This is a genomic window from Paenibacillus sp. PvR133, from assembly GCF_017833155.1.
In the GTDB taxonomy this organism is placed as follows: domain Bacteria; phylum Bacillota; class Bacilli; order Paenibacillales; family Paenibacillaceae; genus Paenibacillus; species Paenibacillus polymyxa_B.
Genome location: NZ_JAFIBS010000001.1, coordinates 3,996,207 through 4,020,493 on the forward strand (window position 1 = coordinate 3,996,207; position 24,287 = coordinate 4,020,493).

The following is a 24,287-nucleotide window of genomic DNA, read 5'->3' on the forward strand; positions in this document are numbered from 1 at the left end:
GTGAATCTATTGTTTAAGGATAGCCGTTTTATCCGTTTTTTTGCATCTCGTACTTCTGCCAATATCGCAGACAGCATTTATTCTATCGTCCTGCTGTATTTTGTTCAGCAATCGACACAGTCGGTGGCGATGACCAGCTTCACGTATACGGCCGTATCTGCGGCGTCGATTTTTAGCTTTCTCGTGGGTCCTTTGGTGGACCGTTATTCACCGCCTTTGTTAGCCAGCATCGCCTTGTTTACGCAGGCTGTGCTCATTTTGGCCGTCCCGTTTCTCATTCAGAACGGGATGGTCAATCTGGTCGCTATCCTTGTTATTGTATTCATTGCATCCTGCTTCTCCACACTCTTTTATCCGGCCAACAGTAAAATGCTGCCGCAATTGGTAGGCTCGCCGGATTTGATTGTCCGGGCGAATTCCATGATTTCGTCGACGGATCAGGTTATTAATATCGCCGGATATCTGGCTGGAGCCTCGCTCATCATCGCAATGGGGATGAAAAATACGTTTTTTCTAGCCAGTGCGATGCTGTTTCTGTCAGGCTTTGTGTACGTCAGGCTCAACAAGCAAATTGATTCTCCTGCGGTGGAAGACACTAACGGTAGGGGTTCACTGAAGCTGGGGTACTATCTGAAGGAGTTGAAAGAAGGGTATCTTTTTGTAAAACAGCACACCTTCCTGAGAATCATGCTTCCATTTTTTGCGCTGACGAACTTTTCGATGGCGATCTTGGTCATTGCCATGCCTTCCATCGCTGTATCCTATGGCTCACCGATCTATTACAGCTTGCTCTATGTAGCCTATTTTATCGGTATTTTTATCGGTTCCTTTCTGGTCAGTGTACTGAAAAAGAACGGCATTACCATCGCGGTTTCCTGGGTAGCTATGGGGCTGGCAATCTATGTGTTTTCCATTGTGCCGGAGATGTGGATGAAGCTGCTGGCAGCTCTGTTATTAGGCGTTTTTACAGGCATCATCAATGTACTGCAAACGTCTTTGATTCAAATTATTACACCGCTGCCGTTACTGGGACGTGTTACAGCCTTTCTTAACACCTTGTCGAGCGCGGCTCTGCCATTAGGGGCCTTGATTGGAGGGGCGTTAGCTTTACGGTTTGCTCTGAGTGAGGTCCTTTTTTTCAGCGGACTGATTACTGGATTGTGCGGATTGGTTATGTTCCTGGTCAAGGATATTCGCCAGTTTGAGATTCCATCAGAGGAGATTGGAGGAGTAGCCCCTTTCCACAATTCATAAGCCACGCATGCAAAATGTCAGGTCCTCATCACAGGGTCTGGCATTTTTAGTATGTCTGGCTTCGCCACGTTTAGGCTGACTATTTTGGCGCTGGTGTTGGAGCGCCGTTTATGGTTATCATAGACGAAGATATCATTCGTAGTTTACATTCACATACAAAAGGAGATATATAATGGCCGAGCCCTTAAAAAATATGTACACGGAGAATTTTCTTCAACTATTCGGTGAAAAAGTACAGTCTGCGTACAGGCCGTTCGATACCAACGGATTCATCCATCAAGTGATGGATAAAAAATGGGATGAGCTGGAGCTAAAAGAACGAATACGGCGTATTTCGTTAACATTAGGGGCATTTTTGCCCAGTAAATATGAAGAAGCTCTGGATATTCTTTTTGCTATAGACGAGCATTGCAGTGGTTTTCCGTACTTGTTTTTCCCCGATTTTGTGGAGGTATATGGGCAGGGAGAAGAGCATTGGGACCTGTCCATGAAGGCACTGGAGCGATTCACCTCTAAGTCCTCTGCGGAGTTCGCCGTGAGACCCTTCCTCCTGCGTGAACCGGAACGGATGATGCGGCAGATGACGATCTGGGCGGGACACCAAAGTGAGCACGTTCGCCGTCTTGCCAGCGAAGGCTGTCGTCCACGGCTGCCCTGGGGACAGGCGTTGCCTGTGTTTAAACGCGATCCTGTTCCAGTTTTGGCCGTATTGGAATTACTGAAGGCCGATCCATCGCTGTATGTACGTAAAAGTGTAGCTAACAACCTGAACGATATTGCCAAGGATCATCCTGATGTGGTCATTGCTACGGCTCAACGGTGGAAAGGAACACATCCTGACACCGACTGGATTGTGCGTCATGGCTGTCGGACCCTGATTCGCAAATCCATCCCCGAAGTGATGGCAATGTTCGGCTATGCGGATGAAACAGACGGGGCGCCGTTAGTCACGGGAGCCTCTTTCACCACAGACCCTGCCATGCTAAAGCTTGGTGATAGCTGTGAGTTGAGCTACGCGCTTCAGCTTCGTGAAGGTGACCCGGTACGAGTCCGCATCGAGTACGGCATCGACTTTGTGAAGGCGAGAGGACAAGTCTCACGTAAACTGTTTTTGCTATCTGACAAAACGGTCCCTGGAGGAACCCATCTTACAGGTACACGGACACACCGTTTTGCAGACCTGACAACTCGTCGCCATTATGCGGGAGCGCACCGGATTGCACTGCTCGTAAACGGTCAGGAAGCGGCTTCTACAGTGGTAGAACTCCAGTTGTAAATCACGATAGTAGTGAAGAAAAAGAGCCTGTAATTAGGCTCTTTCTTTTTGTCGTTCGCTTTACCAAATTTATTTTTTTCCAAAAAAATGATTCTGGTATTAGAACCTGGTACTAAGACGTGTTATACTACAGTAAGAAAGTGGATCTCATCTTATGTATAAAGGGGAAGGTATAATTTGACAGATCAACAACAATGGCTTGCGCCTGAATATTACAATATGACTTCGGAAATGGAACACCATGATGCTGGTAAAACCGCACTCAAGTGGCTGAGTGAGACAGGAGAATACGAAGAAATCACCTACGGAGAGCTGTTGAAAAAGGCTAACCGACTGGCTGGAGGACTCGCAAATCTGGGATTTAACAAAGGTGACAGAGTTCTGGTCGTAGTACCACGGCGTATTATTGCGTATGTAATTTATCTGGCCTGCTTGAAGCTGGGGCTTGCTGTCATTCCATCTTCAGAAATGCTACGTGCCAAGGATATTGCATTTCGTCTTCGCCATTCAGAAGCGCGCGCAGTCATTGCCTGGACCGGAGTAACAAGCGAAGTGGACAAAATAAATGATGATTTGCCTGCTCTGGATTATCGCATCGTGGTCTCCGGGGACGACACGGCAGATGTATCTGGCTGGCTCGTGCTGAATGAGCTGATGGATGGACAGGAAGATACTTTTGAAGCTGTGAAGACGCACCGTGACGACATGGCCATTCTGGCCTATACTTCCGGCACCACAGGAAATCCTAAAGGTGTTGTACATAGCCATGGCTGGGGATATGCTCATCTGCGGATAACATCACCATGGTTGGATATTCAAGCTTCAGATATAGTATGGGCTACAGCTGCACCGGGATGGCAAAAGTGGATTTGGAGTCCGTTTTTATCCGTACTAGGAAATGGAGCGACCGGATTCGTATATAATGGTCCGTTTCGTCCAGGTCGGTATTTGCAGTTTATGCAGCAGTATGGAATCCAAGTGTTGTGCTGTACGCCGACAGAATATCGGATTATGGCGAAAACGGATGGTTTGGATCAATATGATCTATCCCAATTGCGCAGCGCAGTTTCTGCGGGAGAGCCTCTCAATCAGGAGGTCATTAACAAGTTTCAGGAGCAATTCAACATTACGATTCGTGACGGCTATGGTCAAACGGAGAGCACATTAATTATTGGTAATTTAAAGGATGCACCTCTGCGTACAGGCTCGATGGGCAAATCCATTGCACCGGGACTCGTTGAGGTCGTAGACGAGGATGGCATTCCGCTGGCTCCGGGGCAAGTGGGAGATATTGCAGTGCGTGCCGATCTGCCGGCATTATTCCATACGTATTACCATGATCCAGAACGCAAATTAGCTAGTGTCCACGGAGATTATTTTGTTACGGGAGACCGGGCTCGCAAAGACGAGGATGGATATTTCTGGTTCGAAGGACGTGGTGATGATATCATTATCAGTTCTGGCTATACTATTGGTCCTTTTGAAGTAGAGGAAGCGCTTATGAAGCATGACTCCGTGCAGGAATGTGCTGCCGTAGCCAGCCCTGACGAAATCCGTGGACATGTTGTAAAGGCTTTTGTCGTACTCAAAGCTGGGGTAGAAGGATCACCGGCGTTAGTGAAGGAACTGCAACATCATGTGAAAACATGGACGGCGCCTTATAAATATCCACGAAAAATAGAGTTTATTCAAGAGCTTCCTAAAACCAGCTCGGGCAAAATACGAAGAGTGGAGCTGCGTGAACTGGAGAAGCAATCCGTACTGTAGTGATGAAATCATTCAATATAATCAAAACGGAACAGGAGCGTGGAAAAATGAGTACGTTTGAATCATTGTTGGAGCAATACGCAGAACTGGTCGTAAGAGTAGGGGTTAACATTCAGCCCGGACAGGTGTTTTTGGTAACTGCACCACTGGAAACTGTTGAGTTTACACGCCTGATTGTCAGCAAAGCCTATGAAGCAGGCGCTAAATATGTACAGGTAGAGTTCGAGGATGATTCCATTACACGTAGTCGTTTTGAACATGGTGACGAAGCCAGCTTTGATTACTACCCTGCTTGGAAGGCAGAAATGATGGAGAAATTTGCCGAAGAGGGTGGAGCCACACTAACGATTAAAGTGCCGAACCCGGATTTATATCAAGGCATTGATCCACAAAAGGTATCTCGTGCGACTAAGGCGGCAGCTACGGCGAGAGAAGGTTTTTCCAAATATACCCGAAATCATAAAATTAGCTGGTGTTTGATTAAAGCGCCGACGAAGGCTTGGGCCGATAAAGTATTTGCAGATGTAGCAGAAGAGGATCGTATACGTGTCATGTGGGATACAATCTTCCAAATGAACCGTGTAGATGGCTCTGATCCTATTCAGAATTGGCAGAAACATTTGAAAAACCTTGAACAGGTACAAGACAAGCTGAATCATAAAAAGTATAAAAGCCTCCATTATCGTGCACCAGGAACAGATTTGAGAATTGAACTGGCTGACGGTCATATTTGGCGCAGCGGTGGTGGTGAGAACGAGCACGGAGATTATTTTGTCGCGAATATGCCGACAGAAGAAGTGTTCACGATGCCTAAGCGTACAGGTGTGAATGGTCATGTCACAAGTACCATGCCACTCAATTTAAATGGACAACTGGTGGATCGCATAACGTTTACCTTTAAGGACGGTAAAGTCACTGAATATACAGCAGAATCCGGCGAGCAGCATCTGACTCATTTGCTCACTACGGATGAAGGGGCCCGCTATTTGGGAGAAGTTGCACTGGTGCCGCACGATTCACCGATTTCCAATCTCAATCGCATTTTTTACAATACAGGTATCGACGAAAATGCCTCCTGCCACTTGGCTCTAGGCAGTGCGTATCCATTTAATATGGAAAATGGGACACAAATGAACCGGGAGGAGCTGCTCCAGAACGGTGCCAATGTCAGCCTGACTCATGTGGACTTCATGATCGGCTCAGCTGAACTGGATATTGACGGCGAATTGCAAGACGGAAGCAAAGAAGCCGTGTTCCGCAAAGGAAATTGGGCTATTTAGGCCTTTTTTCAATCTCCATTCAATCGACCCGCAAACGATCTCATTCGTTATGCGGGTTTTTCTATTCCCTAAATCTCAAATTGCTCCTTGTTTTGTGAAATATAAAGTGCTAAACTGAGTTCAAACAGTAATTTAAACAACGTTTTAATTATTGTTTGAAAAGTCATTTACATAAAATCGTCCCATTTCATTCATCCGTTATGATTGGACGAAACAGGAGGAGGAAGAACATGAATCACCCAGACAAAAAACAACAAACCAAAGAAAAAATCTTAGACGCTACGCTGGAATTTATTCAAAAGGAAGGTTTTGAGGCGGTTACAATCAGAAAAATTGCCGACCTGTCTGCTACTAATATTTCTTTAGTTAATTATTATTTTGGCTCCAAGGAAAATCTGCTCAGTGAAGCTATTGAAGTGATATTAAATGGCTTTCAGCACACCTTTTCTATTTTGGACAATACAGCGATGCCCCCCCAAGATAGACTGAAACAATTTTTACTTAACTATCTACAGGTCATTCGTCAATATCCAGAGCTTCTTTCGCGAATTATTGCCATGGGCAGCACGCCCTTTACATCTCAACAGGAATACGGAAGGTTTTTAAACATCATGGGATTTCCAAAGGTTCAGAGCACGATCAAGGAGCTGACAGGTGAGCAACAGCCGGAGCGCTTGTTAGCGATGATGCTGCAAATATTTGGAGCTATTTTTCTGCCTGCACTGATGAGTCCGATTCTTGAATCAGGGGCAGTTGTGGAAATACCTTCAATAGAGGAACAATTAAATCTGCTGTTCGAAAGATATTTTGATCAAAAATAAATCATAGGGGTGACTAATATGAATTTTTTAAGAAAATATTGGCAAGATGCAGGGGCTATAATCGGTGTGGTTGTATGTATTGTTTTACTTATGAATCCAGCTATCCTTTCGGATATAACAGGCATGTTATGGTTGAGTTTTGTAGCTATATTATTTCATCAATTTGAGGAGTACCGCTGGCCTGGATATTTTGCTGGTTTATTTAACAATGTTATGTTTAAAAGTGATACACCGGATCATTACCCCTTAAACACTCAATCAGCGATGATTATCAATGTGGCAATTGCCTACGTGTTTTATCTGCTCCCCGTATGGTTCCCGCAAGTAGTCTGGCTTGGACTCGCACCAATTTTTATGGGATTCTTTCAGGTCGTTTGGCACGGTATCGTTGTCAATATTAAAGCAAAAACCTTATATAATCCTGGCTTGTTTACGGCACTTCTCCTGCATGTTCCAGTCGGAATCTGGTATATTCATGAAATAGTACAGCGAGACATCCCAACGGCAATAGACTGGATTGCGGGTACGATCTACTTTGTTTTTGCTGTATACATCTTCATCATTAAAGGGAATATATGGTTGAAGAAGAGTGACTCTCCTTACTCCTTTTCTAAACAACAGCTGGGAGCTTATGGTCGTAAATAGGGTATGTTAGAAAATCATCAATGTCCTTGTTTACAAGTTGGATACAAGTAGAGGTATTCTGGAAACGAGGTTCGGTTACACTTGCTTTGTACCCATGAACAAGGAAAGAGTGATCTTATAATGAAGCATACACATCAATCTTATGATCGTAAAAAGTTGGCTTGCAAGCTAATCACCACTAGTGCTTTCTTGGCTATAGGTTTTGCTGTGATGACAGGATGCAGCAATAGCGGGGAAGTAAAATCAACTGCTCCTACTAAAGCAGAAACAGTCACACCGCCTGCTAGTTCTACAGATCAAAACACGGATCCCAATACTAATGGGCAAGGCACAACCTCTACCCATCAAGAACCTGCCAGTAGTACAGCTTCATCTCACAGTAAACACAGCTCCGCAGCCGCTATATTCAGCGCAGCCAAGCAGGGAACCTTACCGAATTTGCCTAAAGGTCTTGGCTTGGGAACTAGCAGCGATCTGTTATTTGAGCTGTGGGGGAAATCCGAGTCAGGTTCTACAGGTCCTATGAGAAGCTACGCTAAGTATCATACAGACATCGTGCTGGATGGAAGCGATAAAGTTACAGAAATTACATCTTCCGATCCAGACTATAAGAAGTTGCTTATCAAACAAGTTGTTGACGAATTGGGCCAACCTACGGAAACCGTTGACACCTCTAGAGACATACCTGACACAGCAGAAGCTAATTATACGATCAATAACACATCAGGACTTAGTTATTATTTAGTATTTTCCTATCAAACCAAAACGCAAAAGGTCAATTATATCCGATTATATTTTAACTCTAAGACGCCATAATTGGATGTATATAACAGAGTCGTTTCCGTCAGAATTGCGGAAGCGACTTTGTTCAAACTCATTGCATTTTTAGGTTATGTCGTTTATACTGATTTGTAATTGATTAATCACTAATCAGAAAACTGTGCTAAATAAAAGGATGAAAAAAACATGGCTAAAGCTACGTCAACATCTATAAATCGCCAAAAGGAAATCATATCTGCTGCCATTGAAGTGTTTGCAGAGATGGGCTACTACCGAGCTACAACAGCCAAAGTTGCGGAACGGGCCAATATTTCTCAGCCTTATGTCTTTCGTTTTTTCGCTACCAAGGAAGCGTTGCTTGTTGAAGCTCTGAAGGTTTCATTTGCACGTATCATAGACTCTTTTCACAGAGTCATTCATTCGGCCTCATCTGAACAGCTCGAGCAAGAGCTAATTGCAGCCTATTCGCAAATTATGATGGAATACCGCAATGAAACACTTTTGCAAATGCAGGCGCAGACGATCCGCGAGGACGAGATTGTAAGCGTGATGCAGCAAGGATTCCGTGAAATTCATACGACGGTTTATGATGCTTTCCGACGGGCAGGTATTGAACAAGCAATGGAAAGAACGATGCTTTTTCTCGCCAGAGGTATGCTGTGTAATATTTCGATGTCGCTGGATCTGCCAGAACTGATGAAAAAAGACGATTAATTTTGGTTTATGCATTAGAGTCGCGTTTTTGCGCGGCTTTTTTTGCTTTTAATTTTATTTTGTTCAAGACATGATTTCATTTGCTTCTGAGAAAAAACGGCCAAATAAGTTGACAAGAGAAGCGAGTCTCGTTATTCTAATACCCATAGGGGTATATGTATAAAGAGATTTAACTAAACTAAGTCCCCTCAAAAAAAAGACGGAGGTTATAGAATGTCATCAACTAACAATATCCAAGCAGATCATATTCTTGATTGCAAAGGGCTAGCTTGTCCTATGCCTATTGTAAAAACAAAAAAGGCTATGAATGAGCTCGTTCCCGGAAAGATTATAGAGGTTCAGGCGACTGACAAAGGTTCATTAGCCGATTTTCAGAGCTGGGCTAAAAACACCGGACATCAATATTTGGGCACCCTCCAAGAAGGAGATGTAATGCGACATTATTTACGCAAAGCAAATCCGGCTGAAGTGAAGAAGGAGCAAATATTTTCTTCTACGATAAGCCATGAAGAGCTACAAGCAAAATGTTCTGGAAAAGAGAACTTCATTTTGCTTGATGTTCGTGAACCCGCTGAATTTGCGCTTAAACATATCCCTGGATCTAAGCACATCCCTCTTGGCGAACTGGAGAACAGACTTTCTGAGCTGAACTTGGAAGAAGAGATCGCAGTGATTTGCCAAGCTGGAGCACGCAGTGAAATGGCTTGTCAGTTCTTAGTTTCCAAAGGCGCTAAAAAAGTCAAATCTGTGCTTTCAGGCATATCCGAATGGGCTGGAGAAACTAAGGGAAGCGAATCCATATGAGTACGACAGCAGGAATTTATACAAATAATCAAGAACATGTTCAGTCCAAAACAACGATTGTATTATTCAGCGGGGAGCTGGATAAGGCGATTGCTGCATTCATTATTGCGAATGGAGCGGCAGCATATGATCATGAAGTAACTATTTTCTTTACTTTTTGGGGGCTAAATACGCTGCGCAAGGATGAAATCGTGAGCACCAATAAGGGAATGCTCGAAAAAGCCTTTGGCTGGATCATGCCTCGTGGACCCAAAAAGCTTGCACTATCCAAAATGAATTTTGCCGGACTCGGTCCACAGATGATCAAGCATGTCATGAAAAAGCACAATGCGCTTTCCTTGCCGCAGCTTATAGAGTTGGCACAAGAGCAGGGGATCAAGCTCGTCGCCTGTACCATGACCATGGATTTGTTAGGACTGCAGCAAGAAGAGCTAATCGACGGTTTGGAATATGCTGGAGTAGCCGCCTACTTGGGGGATGCTTCGCAGGGGAAGGTGAATCTATTTATTTAGGGTATCCTATTTATTTTTTTGGTTTATAATATACCTATACGTGTATATGGTAAGTCAAAAAAGGAGTGCATTACTTATGGATTACAATTACAGTGATGAACTGAAAACGCGCCTGAGGAGGATTGAGGGACAGGTACGTGGGGTACTTCGTTTAATGGATGAAGGTAAATCGTGCAAAGACGTCGTTAGCCAGTTATCTGCCGTACGTAACGCATCAGATAAAGCGATTGCCCAAATTGTAGCAGAGAATCTGCAACGATGTATATTGGAAGAGCAAGAGGCAGGAGGAGACACGGATAAGCTGGTTAAAGAAGCGATTCAGCTTCTTGTGAAAAGTAGATAATCATGTCTCCAGAGTCCATGCTAGCGGGCAATGATGTTACTATGTACAAAATTACGGGAGCTGGCATACTGCCTTTACCCAGCCACATATATTGGACGTTGTTAAGAAGTTTTTTGATAAACATCTGAGAGATTAAGATTATATACTAGCCATAATTAAAGTTCGCTGCCTCTAGTTGGTAGCGGGCTTTTTTAATCGGACATTTTAGGAATAACCCTCTGTTTATGCTGAGGTAGACAGGTGTAAATAACACATAAGGAAAACAACTTCTTCCGGGAGGCCTATTTATGGAGGTATTTGTTACGATTGGTGTCAAATTGATCATCAGCTTTTTTGGCTTGTGGATCATTACTTTTATTACAGGTCGAAAAACACTCAGTCAGTTAACACCACTCGATTTCCTAACATCATTGGTGTTAAGCGAAATTGTGGGAAATACGTTATATGACGATAAGGTGACCATTGGGCAGCTTTTGTTTGCATTGGCACTATGGTGCGCGCTGGCCTACTTTTTTGAAAAGGCGACGACCCGTTTTGTGAAATTTGGATATATGGCAGAAGGTCGAACAGTGCTGCTCGTGGATAAGGGCCAGGTCAATCAAGAGATGCTTGAAAAATATGATATAGAATTTACCCAGCTGCTCTCCATGCTACGCCAGCAAAATATTTTTTCTCTTCGTGAGGTCTGGTACGCCACGTTAGAAACGAATGGTTCATTGTCAGTCATGCGCAAACCCGAATACGAGCCACCCGCCGCTCAGGATATGGGAATAGATGCACAGCCTGACCTTTTTTCTGTAACAGTCATTGATAAAGGAAAGCTCCTGAACGAATCTATGCGTGGGAAGTCAATCGATATTGAAGAGATTAAAGTAAAGGTGCGCGAGCAGGGATATGATAGTATCGACGAAATCGCCTACGCAGAGTTTAGCGAGGATGGAACAATTCACATCGTGCCGATGAAATAGAAAATGTACAGTAAAAGAGGCTGAATTACGAAGCAGGCTGTTTTTTTAGCTTCTTTCTTTTTCTAATAACTATTACTATAAAAAGCAATAATGGGAGGATAAACTGAAAAACAGGAAACCAAAAAGTAACCACAGTCTTCCGACCCGTCATAATATGATGAGTGTAGTTAGGGGATAGAAATGAAAGCCCATAAATGAGAGCCCCGAGAGGCAGACCCCATTTTTTAAATCCAATTTTAGTTATTCTTTCAAGCCCTATCACAGCACTATTAAAAAATGCGACCATTTTAATAATTAAGCCAAGAAAGAGGAGCAAGGTGAAAAGTGCATCCATGCGTTCGAACACTTCTGCCAATTCAATCAACTGAACAGTTTCCAAAAGAGGCAGTGTGCTGCCTGCGGCGATCTTGGGACCCAGAACAAAAATAATTAGTTGATTAATAAATGTCAGGGCAAGAGCAGTAATCAAGGCGTGGAAATTGCCTAGACAATGCCTGTATAGAATCCTTCTTTTCCCATCTTAAAACAGAGAAGATTTATTTAACGAAACCCGGAACCCTAGCGGAGGTAGAACAACACGTACGGGAGTACATTTCATTTTATAATGAAAATAGATTTCAGAAAAAATTAAACAACCGTTCCCCGATTGAATACCGAGAAACGGTTGCTGCTTAAAGATGTCTTTTTTGTTCTGTCTACTTGACAGGGGTATGACCATTATCGCGTTTTTTTTGTTTCACAAAAGATGTGCTTGTCAAAAATCCAGTATGGATCCCATAAGTCAAGACAAGTAAGACAAAAATAACCCAGTTTTGTTTTTGAAAAAACCATGTTAAACTTTTCTCCTAAAAATAAATGTACTTTCTGAGGTGAGTTGAAGTGTTGGAACGTTCTATGGAGAATACAAGGGAATTACACAAAGGAAAGGGAGTGATTTAAAAAAGAAAAGGAGATTATAAATGAGCACTTATCAAACAGTTATTAGTGATGGATTTGAGCTGAAATATGCTATAACAGGTAACGGAAGGCCGATATTGGTGATCGGCAGTAGTGTATATTATCCTCGCTTATTTTCAGACCATTTATATAAAAAGTTTCAGTTTATTTTTCTGGATCATAGAGGGTTTGCAAAACCGACTCGAGCTTTAAAACCAGAAGACTATACTTTGGATAAAGTTATTAATGATATAGAAACAGCAAGACAATGCCTTAATCTAAACGAATTTATCATATTAGGACATTCCGGGCATGCCTTTATGGCTTTGGAATATGCTAAACAATACCCGGACTATGTTCAAAAAGTGGTGCTTTTAAATTCAGCACCTACGAACAGCCAGGAAAGACAGCGGCGAAGCGCTTCATTCTTTTATGAAACGGCCAGTCCAGAAAGAAAGGAACGTTTTGAAAAGGACATTGTTTTATTAGAGGAAGATATCAAAAGAGACCCTGATGGAAGATTTGTTCACATGTGTATACGAATGGGAGCCAAAGCTTTTATGATTATGCCTATGATGCGGCTTACACGTGGAATGATGTGTACACGAACATGCCTATCATTGATTATTTATGGGGGGAAGCTTTCGGTAACATGAATTTGATACAATCCCTGGCGGATATCCATAAACCCGTATTTATTGGTTTGGGAAGGTATGATTATTTGGTTGCACCTGTTTCATTATGGGATAGGGTCGATGACACCTACGAGAACGTGAAAAAGGTGATTTTTGAACATAGTGGGCATAACCCGATGTTTGAAGAAACACATTATTTTGATCAAACATTAGCCAAATGGATTAATGAAGATCACTAGGATTTTAAACGGTCGATTCCTATTTAATAAGGAGTCGACTTTTTTGATGTTAACAAAGATCATAACTGAGCTTAGGAAAGGCGTATAACATGGAGTTGAAGAAACTTGTAATCACGTTTAATAAGGTCATTAGCAATTGACTTCATGCTGCGCCCAAACAGAGCTTATATCGAGTATTTTCTTCGGATGTCACTGCCATGTTCGGTGAGTTTGTTTGACAGAGAATAAAATTAGTAATACTGTGAATTCTAAATGACACTCCGTCTGTCATTTCCATGACTTAAATTTAATAAGTAAGTTTAAAGAAAGAGGGATAAGATTGTTTTCAAAACGGCAAAAAGAAATACTCTTATACTTAATTAGTTCTAATCATCCTGTTACTGCTGCATGGATTTCTAAAGAATTAAATGTTAGTGATCGAACCATACGTAATGATTTGAAATATATACAAATTAAGTCTGCTTCATTGGGTCTAAATTTAGAATTGATTAGGGGAAAAGGATACGACATAAAAATTACCGATAAAGATTTGTTTAATCAAAATTTCAATGACTTAACTAATGATAAACTCAGTCATTCTACAATTGACTTTTCTGAACAAGATAACCGAGTTATTTATTTGTTGAGCCGTTTCTTGTTAGAAAATAGCTATATAAAATTAGTGACTATTGAAGAAGAAATGTTTGTATCTAAATCTACAATACAAAACGATTTAAAAGAAGTGCGAAAAATACTGGAAAAGTACAACCTGAATTTAGTAAATCGCCCCCACTACGGCTTGTATATAGAGGGTGATGAATTTATGAAACGAACATGTTTATCAAATTATTTATACAAAAGAGAAGAAAACTTCGATCAATCTCATGAGGAATTTCCTTTATTTGATAAAAAGGAATACAAGAAAATTAAAGAAGTAATAATCGAAAAAGTAAACAAATACAAAATTGAAATATCAGATATTTCTTTAGAAAACCTTGCTATTCATTTAATTATTGCTTGTAAGAGGATCGAAGAGGGATTTTTAATTGATAATCCGTCGGTATATTTACAAAAAGACTACCCTTTCGAAGAAATAGTGGCCCATGAAATTGTCAAAGAAATAGAAGACATTACAGGATTGCTATTTCCTGATTCGGAGATCAATTATGTTATTACCCATTTGGTAGGTACTAAATTGCTTCCAAAAGAAAGTTTGTCAGAGTACAGTAAGTTGGATGAAGTCGGATCCATTGTGAGTTGTATTCTGAATAAATTACAGAAAGAATTAAATTGGGATTTCAATCATGACGTTGAATTCATTCAAGCACTCACACTTCACATTAGGCCTGCAATGAACAGACTTAGGTACAAAATGAATATTAGAAACCCCTTATTAAATGAAATTAAAGTAAATTATCCAGCGGCATTTGAAGGAGCTCTTATAGCCAGCAAGTGTATTAACAATTTTTTGAATTTAGAAGTTGGAGAACATGAGGTGGCTTTTATCGCTTTACACATTGGAGTTGCTTTAGAAAGAATGAAAAATAAAAACAACAAGATAAAAAAAGTGATTATTGTATGTGCTTCAGGTGTCGGAAGCGCAAAATTACTGTATTATCGATTGATTAATTTATTTGAAAATAAGTTACAAATTGTAAATACAATCAGTTATTATAAATTAGCAGAAGCCGATTTATCCTCTATAGATTTTATAATCAGTACAGTTCCGATCAAAGAGGATATAGGGATACCCGTCTATGTAGTAAATACCTTTTTAGATGATAAGGATCTAAATCGAATCAGGAACCTCTTATCCTCTTCAGAACAGCAAAGAGAAGCTCATACTTATCTTGAGCCATCCCGGGTGTTTGTGAAAAAAGAATTAACAACAAAGGAAAGCGTTATTCATTTTTTAAGTAGTAAGTTGGTTAAACAAGGTCTTGTACCTGATGATTATGTATCTTTAGTATTAGAAAGGGAGGCATTGGCTCCAACAAGTTTTGGTAATCTAGTAGCCATTCCACATCCGACTCTTCCCGTTACGACAGAAACTTTCTGGACCATATGTACGTTAAAACGCCCAATTCGATGGAATGATAAGCAAATGGTACAGTTGATTTGTTTGTTAAACATTAAAGAAGGAAACAATGTCGATTTAGAAAACATGTATAAGAAACTCGGTTCGCTTATAGAGAATAAGGAGATTGTCCAACGAATTCTTGCCAAAGACTCCGTGGAAGAAATCATGCAGTTACTAAACTGAAACAACAAGGAGCCGTTTTTTACACCACAAACGTTTCCTATTGTTTTTGGAAAAAGGTTCGGTTAAAAAGAAAGCGATTTAATTGTAAACTTAAGTTGTTCAGTAAATGAAGGAATTTAAGGGGGAAAAGATTATGAATACAATTATGTTAGTATGTGCAGCAGGAATGAGTACAAGTTTATTAGTAACGAAAATGCAAAAAACAGCTGAGGAAAAAGGCATAAAAGTAGATATTTTTGCCAAATCGGCTTCTGAAATTGAATTTACTTTGAAAGAGAGAAATGTAGACGTCATATTATTAGGGCCTCAGGTGAAATATTTGAAAAAGCAATTAGAAACTAAATTGGCAGATAAAAATATTTTTATTGAAGCTATTAATATGCAACATTACGGTATGATGAACGGTGAAAAAGTGTTAGAAGATGCATTACAGTTAATAAAAAGCAAATAACAAAGGATTTGAATTAAGAATTTGTTACTAAACAATAAAAGGTAAGAGGGGAGAAGTTATGGTAAAAGAAGAATACTATACGGTGGCGTTTAACATTATTAGTAACGTAGGTACAGCTAAAAGCTTAGTAATTGAGGCACTTTATGCGGCAAAAGAAGGAGAATTTCAATTAGCAGAAGGAAAGTTAGAAGAGTCAAAGCAATTTTTTAGAGAAGGACATAGAGCGCATTCTTCATTAGTAAAAAGAGAAGCAAATGGAGAGCAACTTGATTTCTCACTGATATTAATGCATGCAGAAGATCAACTCATGAGTGTAGAAACCATTTCACTGCTTGTTACAGAAATGATCGAGCTATATAAGCGTTCAAAATAGAGATTGTTCAAGCCAAATAGAAGTGGCATCGCTACAAGAAATTACATCTTCGGGAGAGGACACGATGTTATGGGTAAAATAACTGAGTTTTTAGAAGAAAAGGTAATGCCAATTGCAGGCAAAATTGCTGGTCAACGGCATTTACAAGTACTTCGCGATGCAATGGTTCTAACAATCCCATTTATTATTATCGGTTCCGTGTTTCTAATCTTAGCAAATCTGCCAATTCCAGCTTATATAAACTTCTTAAAAGCTCATCCAGATATCAAAGCAACCTTACTTTATCCTTACAATGGTACATTTAATCTGGTCGCATTAATTGCTACCTTTGCTGTCGGATATAGGCTAGCTGAGAGTTATAAAGTGGACCCACTTGCTTCAGGGGCTGTAGCATTATGTTCGTATTTTGTTGTCACGCCTAATACAACTTTTACGGTAGATAAAGTGGTCACAACAGCAATGAATGTTAATTACTTTTCGAGTCAAGGCTTATTCGTAGGATTGCTTATTGCAATATTCTCGACAGAAATTTACCGTAGGGTCGTTCAAAAGAATATTGTTATCAAAATGCCAGATGGAGTTCCGCCCACTGTTGCAAAATCCTTTACAGCAATTATTCCAGGTTTTATTGTCATCGTGAGTGTATGGGTTATACGTTTACTTGTTGAAAACTTTACTCATTTTGAAAACGTTCACACTATCGTCGCAAAACTTCTACAACAACCTTTAACCAATGTTGGTACAAGCCTAGTTGGTACAATCTTTGTATTCTTATTAATCAATTTGTTATGGGCGATTGGGTTACATGGTTCTACAATTGTAGGTTCTGTCATGTTACCTATCTGGTTACAGTTGACATCAGAGAACGCAGCTGCCTACGCAGCAGGATTACCCGTCGATAATATTGTTACGGCAGAATTTAGATATCTTATCTTTATCGGTGGATCCGGTGCAACACTTGGTCTTGTGCTCGCAATGTTTTTCTTTTCTAAGAGTAAACAATTGAAGCAAATGGGACGACTAGCCATTGGACCCGGACTATTTAATATCAATGAACCGTTAATCTTCGGTATGCCAATCGTATTAAACCCAATCATTTTGATTCCGTTTCTTATAACACCAGTTATTAGCGTGTTGATAACCTATCTATCTATGTATTATGGATGGGTAGCGAGCCCCATTGGTGTGTTGCCTCCTGGGACAATGCCAATACTTATAGGCGGATATCTGATGACTGGTAGTGTCTCGGGGATCGTCTTACAGCTTATTTTGTTTGCTGTATCCTTTGTTATTTACTTCCCGTTCTTTAAGATCATGGACAATCAGAAATATAAAGAAGAACAGAAGGCGCTTGCAAGCTAAGATGAGATCATCAATTAAAGCCTGTTAGAGTTTCTTAATGCATTTCTGTTCATAAAAATAATAGTTTGTTGACATAGGATCTATGTACTAATAGGAGGGTTATCATGTTTCAAATGAAAACAAAATTTCCAGAAGATTTTTTGTGGGGTGGAGCAACGGCTGCAAATCAACTAGAAGGAGCAAGTGATGTTGGCGGCAAGGGACTTTCTCTGGCTGATGTATATACGTTTGATGAAAAGATGCCGAAAGAGCAATGGTCAGATCAGTGGCATTTAATGACTCATAAGCAAATAGAAGAAGCTCAAGATCCTGCAAGTAAAAAATATTATCCCAAAAGACATGGGATAGACTTTTATCATCATTATAAAGAAGATATCGCATTATTTGCAGAAATGGGCTTTAAAGCTTATCGCATGTCAATTGCTTGGACTCGTATTTTTCCGAATGGTGATGAGTTAGTACCCAATGAGGAAGGATTGTCGTTTTATGATCGTGTTTTTGATGAACTGAATAAGTATGGAATAGAGCCTGTTGTTTCCTTATCTCATTATGAAATGCCACTACATCTTTCAACAAAGTATGGTGGCTGGGTGAATCGTAAACTAATAGATTTCTTTGTTCGTTTTGCTTCAACTGTATTTGACAGATATAAAAACAAAGTGAAATATTGGATGACTTTTAATGAAATTAACTGTGTGACCCATCACCCATATGTAAGTTTAGGGGTTATTGAGGAAAATCACCCTAATATTGAACAAGCAAAATTTCAAGGCGCTCATCATCAATTTGTAGCAAGTGCTCTTGCAACCAAAGCATGCAAAGAGAGTAATCCTAAAGCAATGGTAGGATGCATGGTTAGTTATCAGTTGCTTGTTCCTTATAGCTGTGATCCAGATGATGTTCAAGCTACAGTAGATAAACAGCGTACCTCATTGTTCTTTACAGATGTTCAGGCAAGAGGCTATTATCCTGCTTACACAGCTAAAATGCTTGCAGAAAAGAATGTAGTACTGGAAACAGAACCCGAAGATGAACAAATTATGAGAGATTATCCGGTTGATTACGTGTCCTTTAGCTACTATATGTCTAGCGCAGTCAGTGCACATCCAGAAAGAATCGAAGGAGCGGTAGGAAATCTACTTACAGGAGGAGTTAAAAATCCTTATTTGCCAACAAGTGATTGGGGATGGCAGGTTGACCCTAAAGGTCTACGAACTGCTTTAAACCAATTGTATGATCTTTATCAAAAACCATTATTTGTTGCTGAAAATGGATATGGCGCTTTAGATGTATTAGAGGAGGGCGATAAAATTGAGGATGATTATCGTATTTCTTATTTAAAAGAACATATTAAACAAGTAAAAGAAGCAATTGCAGATGGTGTAGATGTATTTGGCTATACGAGCTGGGGCTGTATCGATATGATTAGCGCCGGAACTAATCAAATGTCAAAACGCTATGGATATATTTATGTAGATCAGGACGATATGGGCAGAGGTACAAAACGTCGCATAAAGAAAAAATCATTTTATTGGTATAAAAATGTTATTGCTACGAATGGAGAACAATTAGACTAAATTTTTAAAAGGAGAATGGTTACCTATAGGCTTGTCTCATCAGGGGCAGCTTGAGGAAGCATTCTCCTCTTTTTATAAATCGATATGTCAGCGGCTTGTCAAAACGCATGTGCTTCTCACTAGCTCAAATCATCAATCAGTTCATGTTCGTCACCAATATCCAACTTTAGCGAAATATTGTTATCATAAGTTCCAACGGTAATCTTTTAATTTCAATTAGGACAGCCAGAAAATCAAAAACATATAGAAGATGATAAACAATAAACAAGATTGACGAAATATTAGAAGAAAGATACGATCTCGATTTATCTGATAAAACAAACAATGTAAATAAACTGTTGGGTAATATTACTTCATCCTGGTTGTCGTGACTTGACGGCTTAACCAGGACCTGTATAATAACCGGGAGATCATGTTACATTGATAGTTTAATTCCCGTTTTTTATGCCCTATCAGAAACAATTCTAAGACTCATAGAACTGAACAATTTAGTAAAGCAATGATATGGAGGTCGTTATGAAATACGAAATTATTTTGTTTGATGTTGATGACACGCTGTTTGATTTTAAAATGGCAGAGAGTCATGCGCTACATAATACATTTACCCAATTTGGATTGCCACAAGGGGCCACTGAGTATAAAGCCAGTTATGATGAAATCAACGGCGCGTTGTGGCGAGAGGCAGAGGAAGGACACATTACCTCAGCGCAACTGCGTGTGGAACGGTTTAAGCGATTATTTACTATTCATGATCTAGATTTCAATCCAAATGCCTTTAGTGCAGCATATTTACGTTATTTGGGTGAAGGTGCTTTTTTGATGGACGGAGCGGTAGAATTATGTGATATGCTGTCTGATTGTCGTTTGGCGATTATTACGAATGGAATCAAAGAGGTGCAAACCTCCAGAATTCAGCTTTCACCGCTGCGTGATGTATTTGAGCAGGTAATTATTTCAGAGGAAGTGGGTTGCCAAAAACCACAAGCTGGTATTTTCGATTATGCATTTACTAAGCTAGCCATTTCAGATAAAAGTAAGGTTCTCATGGTCGGTGATTCTTTGACCTCGGATATTCAAGGAGGGAACCAATACGGAATCGATACCTGCTGGTTCAACCCTGCTGGGAAAACAAACGCGTCTGGTATTCAACCCACTTATGAAATAAAAAGCCTGATGGAGTTATCGAATCGTGTGCTTTCAAAGCGTCTCGTACTGAATCGTACATCGGCTGAAATTAGATGAATAATGTCGAAATCAGAAGGCCAGAAATTAAGGACATCGAAAAGATAAATGAATTGTTTAGAATTGTGATTACAGACACGTTTGCTAAAGAAGGCATTGGTCATATGCTGGAAGACATAGATGAGGAAATTGAGACTAAGAGGGTATATTTGGAACGTGACTTTGAGAGTCACGGTGAACAACGATACTTCTTAATCGCTGTAGATGGGAATCATATAATAGGTTCTATTGAATATGGACCAGTAAGTGAACTAATAAGTAAATCTACCAATGCTACATTTAAAAATTTGTGCGAGGTAGGAACTGTATTTGTTCACCCTGACTACCAGAAGATTGGGGTAGGGAATTTATTATTGAAATCAATGTATCTGACACTGAAAAATAGAGGAGTAGAAGAATTTTGTTTAGATAGTGGATATCGTATTGCGCAGAAAATATGGAAAAAGAAATTTGGAACTCCTGATTATTTATTAAAAGATTATTGGGGAGCAGGCTCTGATCATATGATATGGAGAATCAAAGTCAAGGATGCTATTAAATGATCAATTGCTTGGCAATCTCTTGTGTGTCTTTAATCTACAAGGACCAAAGTTATAAAACAAGGCAGGCCGGAAAATCGGCCTGCCTTGTTTAATTTTTTTATCGTCACTGGCTGGTCCATGACTAGCAGGAGACAGCTTTAAGGCGGAAGGTAGAGCTGGCGAAATCCCCAGTGAGATCGGAGACTACAAGCCCAATTCTCATTAGGCGGTCACCTCCAAAAATTTCGCCATCAAATGCTACGCGGAAGGGGGAAGCGCCATCTCCCACTAAGGTATTACCCGTATGGACTGCAGTGTTGCCCGTCGCTCCGTGTTCGATTATATACTTTTTATCTGGGTCAAGTCCTTTTAGAGTTAGTCGCCGGATGGGCCCATTCGGTTCAGCTAGTACACGGAAGTAAGCGACAAAAGCATCTGACTGGTCCTCGCTAACGAACATCCAGGCCGTGTCGCCTCGGCCCTCAAATGGACTAAGGAGTCGATACATATCTCCCTGCTGTACAAGGGAACGAATTTCCTTATACTGGGCGATTTGTTTGGCAGCGAGCTCCTTTTCTTCATTTGTAAAGGCAGTTAGGTCAAGTTCGTAGCCAAAATTCCCGCTCATTGCCACGTCGCCGCGTATAGCGAGAGAGGTGATTCGCCCCACCTGGTGATTCGGTACATTCGATACGTGTGCGCCCATGGTACTGGCCGGATACACGATGCTTGTGCCGTACTGGATAGCCAATCTTTCAATGGCATCAGTATCGTCACTGGTCCATGTCTGCGGCATATAGTAGAGCATTCCGGGATCGAATCGTCCACCGCCTCCGGAACAGCTTTCGAACAAGATGTCCGGGAACTGGGAGGTCAGACGTTCCAACAGATCGTAAAGTCCGAGCATATAACGGTGCGCTGTTTCCTTTTGTCGTTCGCTAGGAGCTGTAGCCGAAGCAATCTCCGTCATGTTACGGTTCATGTCCCATTTAACATAAGATATCGGAGCGATCGAGAATACGGAGCTAAGCGTCTCGTACAAGTAGTCGCATACTTCCTTGCGGGAGAGATCGAGCACCAGTTGGGATCGGCCTTCCGTCCGCCGCCGACCTTCCGCATGCAGGCACCAGTCGGGATGGTTGCGGTACAGTTCACTATCAGGTGATACCATTTCCGGCTCAACCCACAAGCCAAACTGTAATCCTTGTTCATTAACCCGTTTGGCCAGGTCGGCAAGCCCGCCAGGCAACTTGCGACGGTCTTCAAACCAGTCCCCAAGCGAATTGTCGTCGTTGTCGCGCTTACCAAACCAACCGTCATCTAGAACAAAGAGCTCAATTCCAAGGGGGCCTGCTTCCTTGGCAATCGCTTCGATTTTATCGGCGTCGAAGTCGAAATACGTGGCTTCCCAATTGTTCACGAGAATAGGACGCTCTTTGTCACGGTAAGTCCCCCGGCAAAGACGTGTGCGATAGAGTCGGTGATAGGTGCGTGACATGCCCCCAAGACCTTCTTCGGAAAAGACCAATACGGCTTCAGGGGTCTGGAATGACTGACCCGGCTCAAGCCGCCAGGAGAAGTCAAAAGGATTGATTCCGATACTTACACGAGTCTGATTGAACTGCTCTACTTCTGCCTGTGCGACGAAGTTGCTGCTGTAGATTAGACTGAAACCGTACACATCCCCACGATCTTCAGTCGCATCAGGACGAAGCAGTGCCAGAAATGGATTCATTTGGTGACTGCTGGAACCCCTTCGGCTCTCGAGCCGAAGGGAGCCGGGTCCGAGATCGCGGCGTTGGATATGTCTTTCCCGAACCCAGGCTCCAGGTAAGTAGAGAGCTTGGTAGTTGGAATCGGCGAAGTCGACAGAGGCGCTCATGGCGTGTTCAATATTTATGGTAGCGCTTCCCTTTTGTTCAAAAAGAGTAGACCTAGCAATGGCACTGTGATTCGCAAATACAGTATAGAGCAGTGTAGTCTTAAGCCCAGAGTATGGATCCTCAAGGATCAAAAAGAGGGTTGTGGCTTCATCATCCGATTCGGTATAGACGGAAGGAAGTCCTTCGAGCTTTGGTTTACCCGGTTCAATACGGTAACCACTATATTTCAGCTCCGTAGTCCGAGTCCCGTCCGCAAGTGCAACCTGGTAAGCTGGTTGACGAAAGTCGCTTGTTCCATACTGGGGGTATTCCTGTGGAAGCGTGTCCAAAGAAATTGTACGGCTAGAAGAAACGGGAGTGGGAGAGAAGGAGCAACGCTCCCTAAGCTCCAATATACTTGCGAGACTTTGGTCATGATGAAGTTGAGCTCCCCAATAGACATGTGCGGGATATCCTTCTACAAGCTGGATAATATAGCTGCAATCCTTGGACTGCAAATGAAACAAACCAAGCGCCTCGTTAACATGAATGTTCATGATATTCACTCCTTAGGGGGTTATCATTATTGTTTTACGTAAGGATACTGATCAATGACAATAAGGCTCTCAAGTACTGATTTTAGCCTTTTTTGCATGAGCTCTCCCGAATGACAAGCTTAGTCCCGATCACGCTATACGCAGGTGGTTCACGCCCCTCAAACCGTTCAGAGAGCAGTTGCACGGCAGCCTTTCCCATCTGTTCAGGATAGGCACGGACGGTGGTTAGCGGAGGCTGCACGAAGGCTGCCATCTCAATGTCGTCGAAGCCGACAACAGCCATATCCTCTGGTACCTTGACTCCATGTCCATGAAGGGCGCGGAGGGCACCAATAGCGAGCGGATCGCTTGCAGCGAAGCAGGCCGTCGGTCGTTCCTGTTGGGTTAGAAGCTCGTTCATCATGAGATAACCATCCGCGGTACTCCAGGCACCTATACGGACGAATTGAGGATTGTACAACCCCTGTTCCCGCATGAATCGTTCAAAATAATGCGCTCTTCGCTCACCGTCGCTCTTACCGCCGATAAATCCGATTTGTCGGTGGCCAAGCTCAAGTAGATGTCCGAGTGCCTGATCAACAGCTTGCCGGAAATGAAGTCGTACAGAATCATACTCCAGCTGTTCATGGTACTGGTCGACAAGGACAATGGTGTTCTTGTCAGGATGAAGTTTGAATACCTCTTCAGGATCAACGCCGCCCACAACAATCAGACCGTCCGCCTTCTGCAGGGTGCCGATGGATGAGCGGCCTCGCAAGGTCTGGCCCAACGTCAGTCCAAGCTCTTCACAGCGCAGTTCGATTCCACGGCGGATCGAGGCGTAATACGGATCGTCTCTTTCCTCCTCAATAGAACACCACAGCAGGAGGGAGACCGTTTTCCCAGCACGTTCCGTATTCTGCTTTAATTGCCTTAGCCGGGTAGGCTTATACCCGAGTTGCTCGGCAACCAAAAAAATTCTGCTTTTGGTGTCTGGGCTTACGGACAGTGACAGATCGTTATTTAAAACCCTTGAAACGGTTGCGGCAGACACACCCGCTTCGCGGGCAATGTCTTTAATGGTTGCCAAAAGAGCTCACACCTTTTTAGTTAATAATTTTACTAAAAATCGACTTTATCCTAACAC

Annotated in this window: 22 protein-coding genes and 2 pseudogenes; 21 read left to right on the forward strand and 3 right to left on the reverse strand. The window is 41.7% G+C overall.

Going from position 1 to position 24,287, the window contains the following annotated elements; genetic code table 11:
• From JOE49_RS17500 to JOE49_RS17555, 12 genes are all read left to right on the forward strand, one after another.
• Positions 1 to 1,254: an MFS transporter gene (locus tag JOE49_RS17500; protein ID WP_209942153.1), complete on the forward strand. Its 1,254-nt coding sequence runs from the start codon at positions 1 to 3 to the stop codon at positions 1,252 to 1,254.
• 172 nt (positions 1,255 to 1,426) lie between these two features.
• The gene (locus JOE49_RS17505; RefSeq protein WP_209942155.1) at positions 1,427 to 2,530 is read left to right on the forward strand and encodes a DNA alkylation repair protein; all 1,104 of its coding nucleotides are present in this window, start codon (positions 1,427 to 1,429) and stop codon (positions 2,528 to 2,530) included.
• 177 nt (positions 2,531 to 2,707) lie between these two features.
• The gene (locus tag JOE49_RS17510; RefSeq protein ID WP_071558766.1) at positions 2,708 to 4,297 is read left to right on the forward strand and encodes an acetate--CoA ligase; all 1,590 of its coding nucleotides are present in this window, start codon (positions 2,708 to 2,710) and stop codon (positions 4,295 to 4,297) included.
• Between the two features lie 47 nt (positions 4,298 to 4,344).
• A complete protein-coding gene (locus tag JOE49_RS17515) occupies positions 4,345 to 5,577 on the forward strand; it encodes an aminopeptidase (RefSeq protein WP_209942157.1) in 1,233 nt (410 codons plus the stop codon).
• A 230-nt stretch (positions 5,578 to 5,807) separates the two neighbouring features.
• A complete protein-coding gene (locus JOE49_RS17520) occupies positions 5,808 to 6,398 on the forward strand; it encodes a TetR/AcrR family transcriptional regulator (protein WP_023988547.1) in 591 nt (196 codons plus the stop codon).
• Between the two features lie 18 nt (positions 6,399 to 6,416).
• Positions 6,417 to 7,043, forward strand: a complete 627-nt coding sequence (locus JOE49_RS17525) for an HXXEE domain-containing protein (RefSeq protein WP_023988548.1) — start codon at positions 6,417 to 6,419, stop codon at positions 7,041 to 7,043.
• 120 nt (positions 7,044 to 7,163) lie between these two features.
• Positions 7,164 to 7,859, forward strand: coding sequence for a DUF4309 domain-containing protein (locus tag JOE49_RS17530; RefSeq protein WP_209942159.1), 696 nt, complete (start codon positions 7,164 to 7,166; stop codon positions 7,857 to 7,859).
• Between the two features lie 150 nt (positions 7,860 to 8,009).
• Positions 8,010 to 8,537, forward strand: a complete 528-nt coding sequence (locus JOE49_RS17535) for a TetR/AcrR family transcriptional regulator (protein WP_023988550.1) — start codon at positions 8,010 to 8,012, stop codon at positions 8,535 to 8,537.
• Positions 8,538 to 8,750: 213 nt separating this feature from the next.
• Positions 8,751 to 9,341, forward strand: coding sequence for a sulfurtransferase TusA family protein (locus JOE49_RS17540; RefSeq protein ID WP_023988551.1), 591 nt, complete (start codon positions 8,751 to 8,753; stop codon positions 9,339 to 9,341).
• Positions 9,338 to 9,853, forward strand: a complete 516-nt coding sequence (locus JOE49_RS17545; RefSeq protein WP_209942161.1) for a DsrE/DsrF/DrsH-like family protein — start codon at positions 9,338 to 9,340, stop codon at positions 9,851 to 9,853. Before JOE49_RS17540 ends, JOE49_RS17545 begins: the two co-directional genes overlap by 4 nt.
• Positions 9,854 to 9,929: 76 nt before the next feature.
• Positions 9,930 to 10,196, forward strand: a complete 267-nt coding sequence (locus JOE49_RS17550) for a metal-sensitive transcriptional regulator (RefSeq protein ID WP_013310304.1) — start codon at positions 9,930 to 9,932, stop codon at positions 10,194 to 10,196.
• A 287-nt stretch (positions 10,197 to 10,483) separates the two neighbouring features.
• Positions 10,484 to 11,164 carry a YetF domain-containing protein gene (locus JOE49_RS17555; protein WP_028541320.1) on the forward strand — a complete coding sequence of 227 codons (681 nt, stop codon included), beginning with the start codon at positions 10,484 to 10,486 and terminating at the stop codon, positions 11,162 to 11,164.
• Between the two features lie 25 nt (positions 11,165 to 11,189).
• Here the strand turns inward: JOE49_RS17555 and JOE49_RS17560 are convergent, their stop codons facing one another.
• A complete protein-coding gene (locus tag JOE49_RS17560) occupies positions 11,190 to 11,630 on the reverse strand; it encodes a GerAB/ArcD/ProY family transporter (protein WP_348635902.1) in 441 nt (146 codons plus the stop codon).
• Between JOE49_RS17560 and JOE49_RS17565 the strand changes: the two are divergent.
• The 9 genes and pseudogenes from JOE49_RS17565 to JOE49_RS17605 form a co-directional block, all read left to right on the forward strand.
• A pseudogene (locus JOE49_RS17565) lies at positions 11,630 to 11,839 on the forward strand (IS3 family transposase); the annotation flags it as partial. The gene JOE49_RS17560 and the pseudogene JOE49_RS17565 overlap by 1 nt on opposite strands.
• 284 nt (positions 11,840 to 12,123) lie before the next feature.
• A pseudogene (locus JOE49_RS17570) lies at positions 12,124 to 12,974 on the forward strand (alpha/beta fold hydrolase).
• Between the two features lie 319 nt (positions 12,975 to 13,293).
• Complete coding sequence (locus tag JOE49_RS17575) at positions 13,294 to 15,216, forward strand: BglG family transcription antiterminator (protein WP_245248394.1); 1,923 nt, start codon at positions 13,294 to 13,296, stop codon at positions 15,214 to 15,216.
• A 133-nt stretch (positions 15,217 to 15,349) separates the two neighbouring features.
• On the forward strand, positions 15,350 to 15,667 hold the full coding sequence (locus JOE49_RS17580) for a PTS sugar transporter subunit IIB (protein WP_023988560.1): 318 nt from the start codon (positions 15,350 to 15,352) through the stop codon (positions 15,665 to 15,667).
• A 58-nt stretch (positions 15,668 to 15,725) separates the two neighbouring features.
• Positions 15,726 to 16,040 (forward strand): PTS sugar transporter subunit IIA, encoded by a 315-nt coding sequence (locus JOE49_RS17585; protein WP_023988561.1) that lies wholly within the window; start codon positions 15,726 to 15,728, stop codon positions 16,038 to 16,040.
• Between the two features lie 69 nt (positions 16,041 to 16,109).
• Positions 16,110 to 17,402 (forward strand): PTS cellobiose transporter subunit IIC, encoded by a 1,293-nt coding sequence (gene celB, locus JOE49_RS17590; RefSeq protein WP_023988562.1) that lies wholly within the window; start codon positions 16,110 to 16,112, stop codon positions 17,400 to 17,402.
• A 104-nt stretch (positions 17,403 to 17,506) separates the two neighbouring features.
• Positions 17,507 to 18,979: a glycoside hydrolase family 1 protein gene (locus JOE49_RS17595; protein WP_197032078.1), complete on the forward strand. Its 1,473-nt coding sequence runs from the start codon at positions 17,507 to 17,509 to the stop codon at positions 18,977 to 18,979.
• A gap of 516 nt (positions 18,980 to 19,495) precedes the next feature.
• Positions 19,496 to 20,221, forward strand: a complete 726-nt coding sequence (locus tag JOE49_RS17600; RefSeq protein WP_209942163.1) for a YjjG family noncanonical pyrimidine nucleotidase — start codon at positions 19,496 to 19,498, stop codon at positions 20,219 to 20,221.
• Positions 20,218 to 20,763: a GNAT family N-acetyltransferase gene (locus JOE49_RS17605; protein WP_209942165.1), complete on the forward strand. Its 546-nt coding sequence runs from the start codon at positions 20,218 to 20,220 to the stop codon at positions 20,761 to 20,763. Before JOE49_RS17600 ends, JOE49_RS17605 begins: the two co-directional genes overlap by 4 nt.
• A 121-nt stretch (positions 20,764 to 20,884) precedes the next feature.
• Here JOE49_RS17605 and JOE49_RS17610 read toward each other — a convergent pair whose 3' ends face one another.
• Together JOE49_RS17610 and JOE49_RS17615 are read right to left on the reverse strand one after the other, a co-directional pair.
• The gene (locus tag JOE49_RS17610) at positions 20,885 to 23,161 is read right to left on the reverse strand and encodes an alpha-galactosidase (protein WP_209942167.1); all 2,277 of its coding nucleotides are present in this window, start codon (positions 23,159 to 23,161) and stop codon (positions 20,885 to 20,887) included.
• An 82-nt stretch (positions 23,162 to 23,243) separates the two neighbouring features.
• Positions 23,244 to 24,230: a LacI family DNA-binding transcriptional regulator gene (locus JOE49_RS17615; protein WP_025723649.1), complete on the reverse strand. Its 987-nt coding sequence runs from the start codon at positions 24,228 to 24,230 to the stop codon at positions 23,244 to 23,246.
• Positions 24,231 to 24,287: the final 57 nt, after the last annotated feature.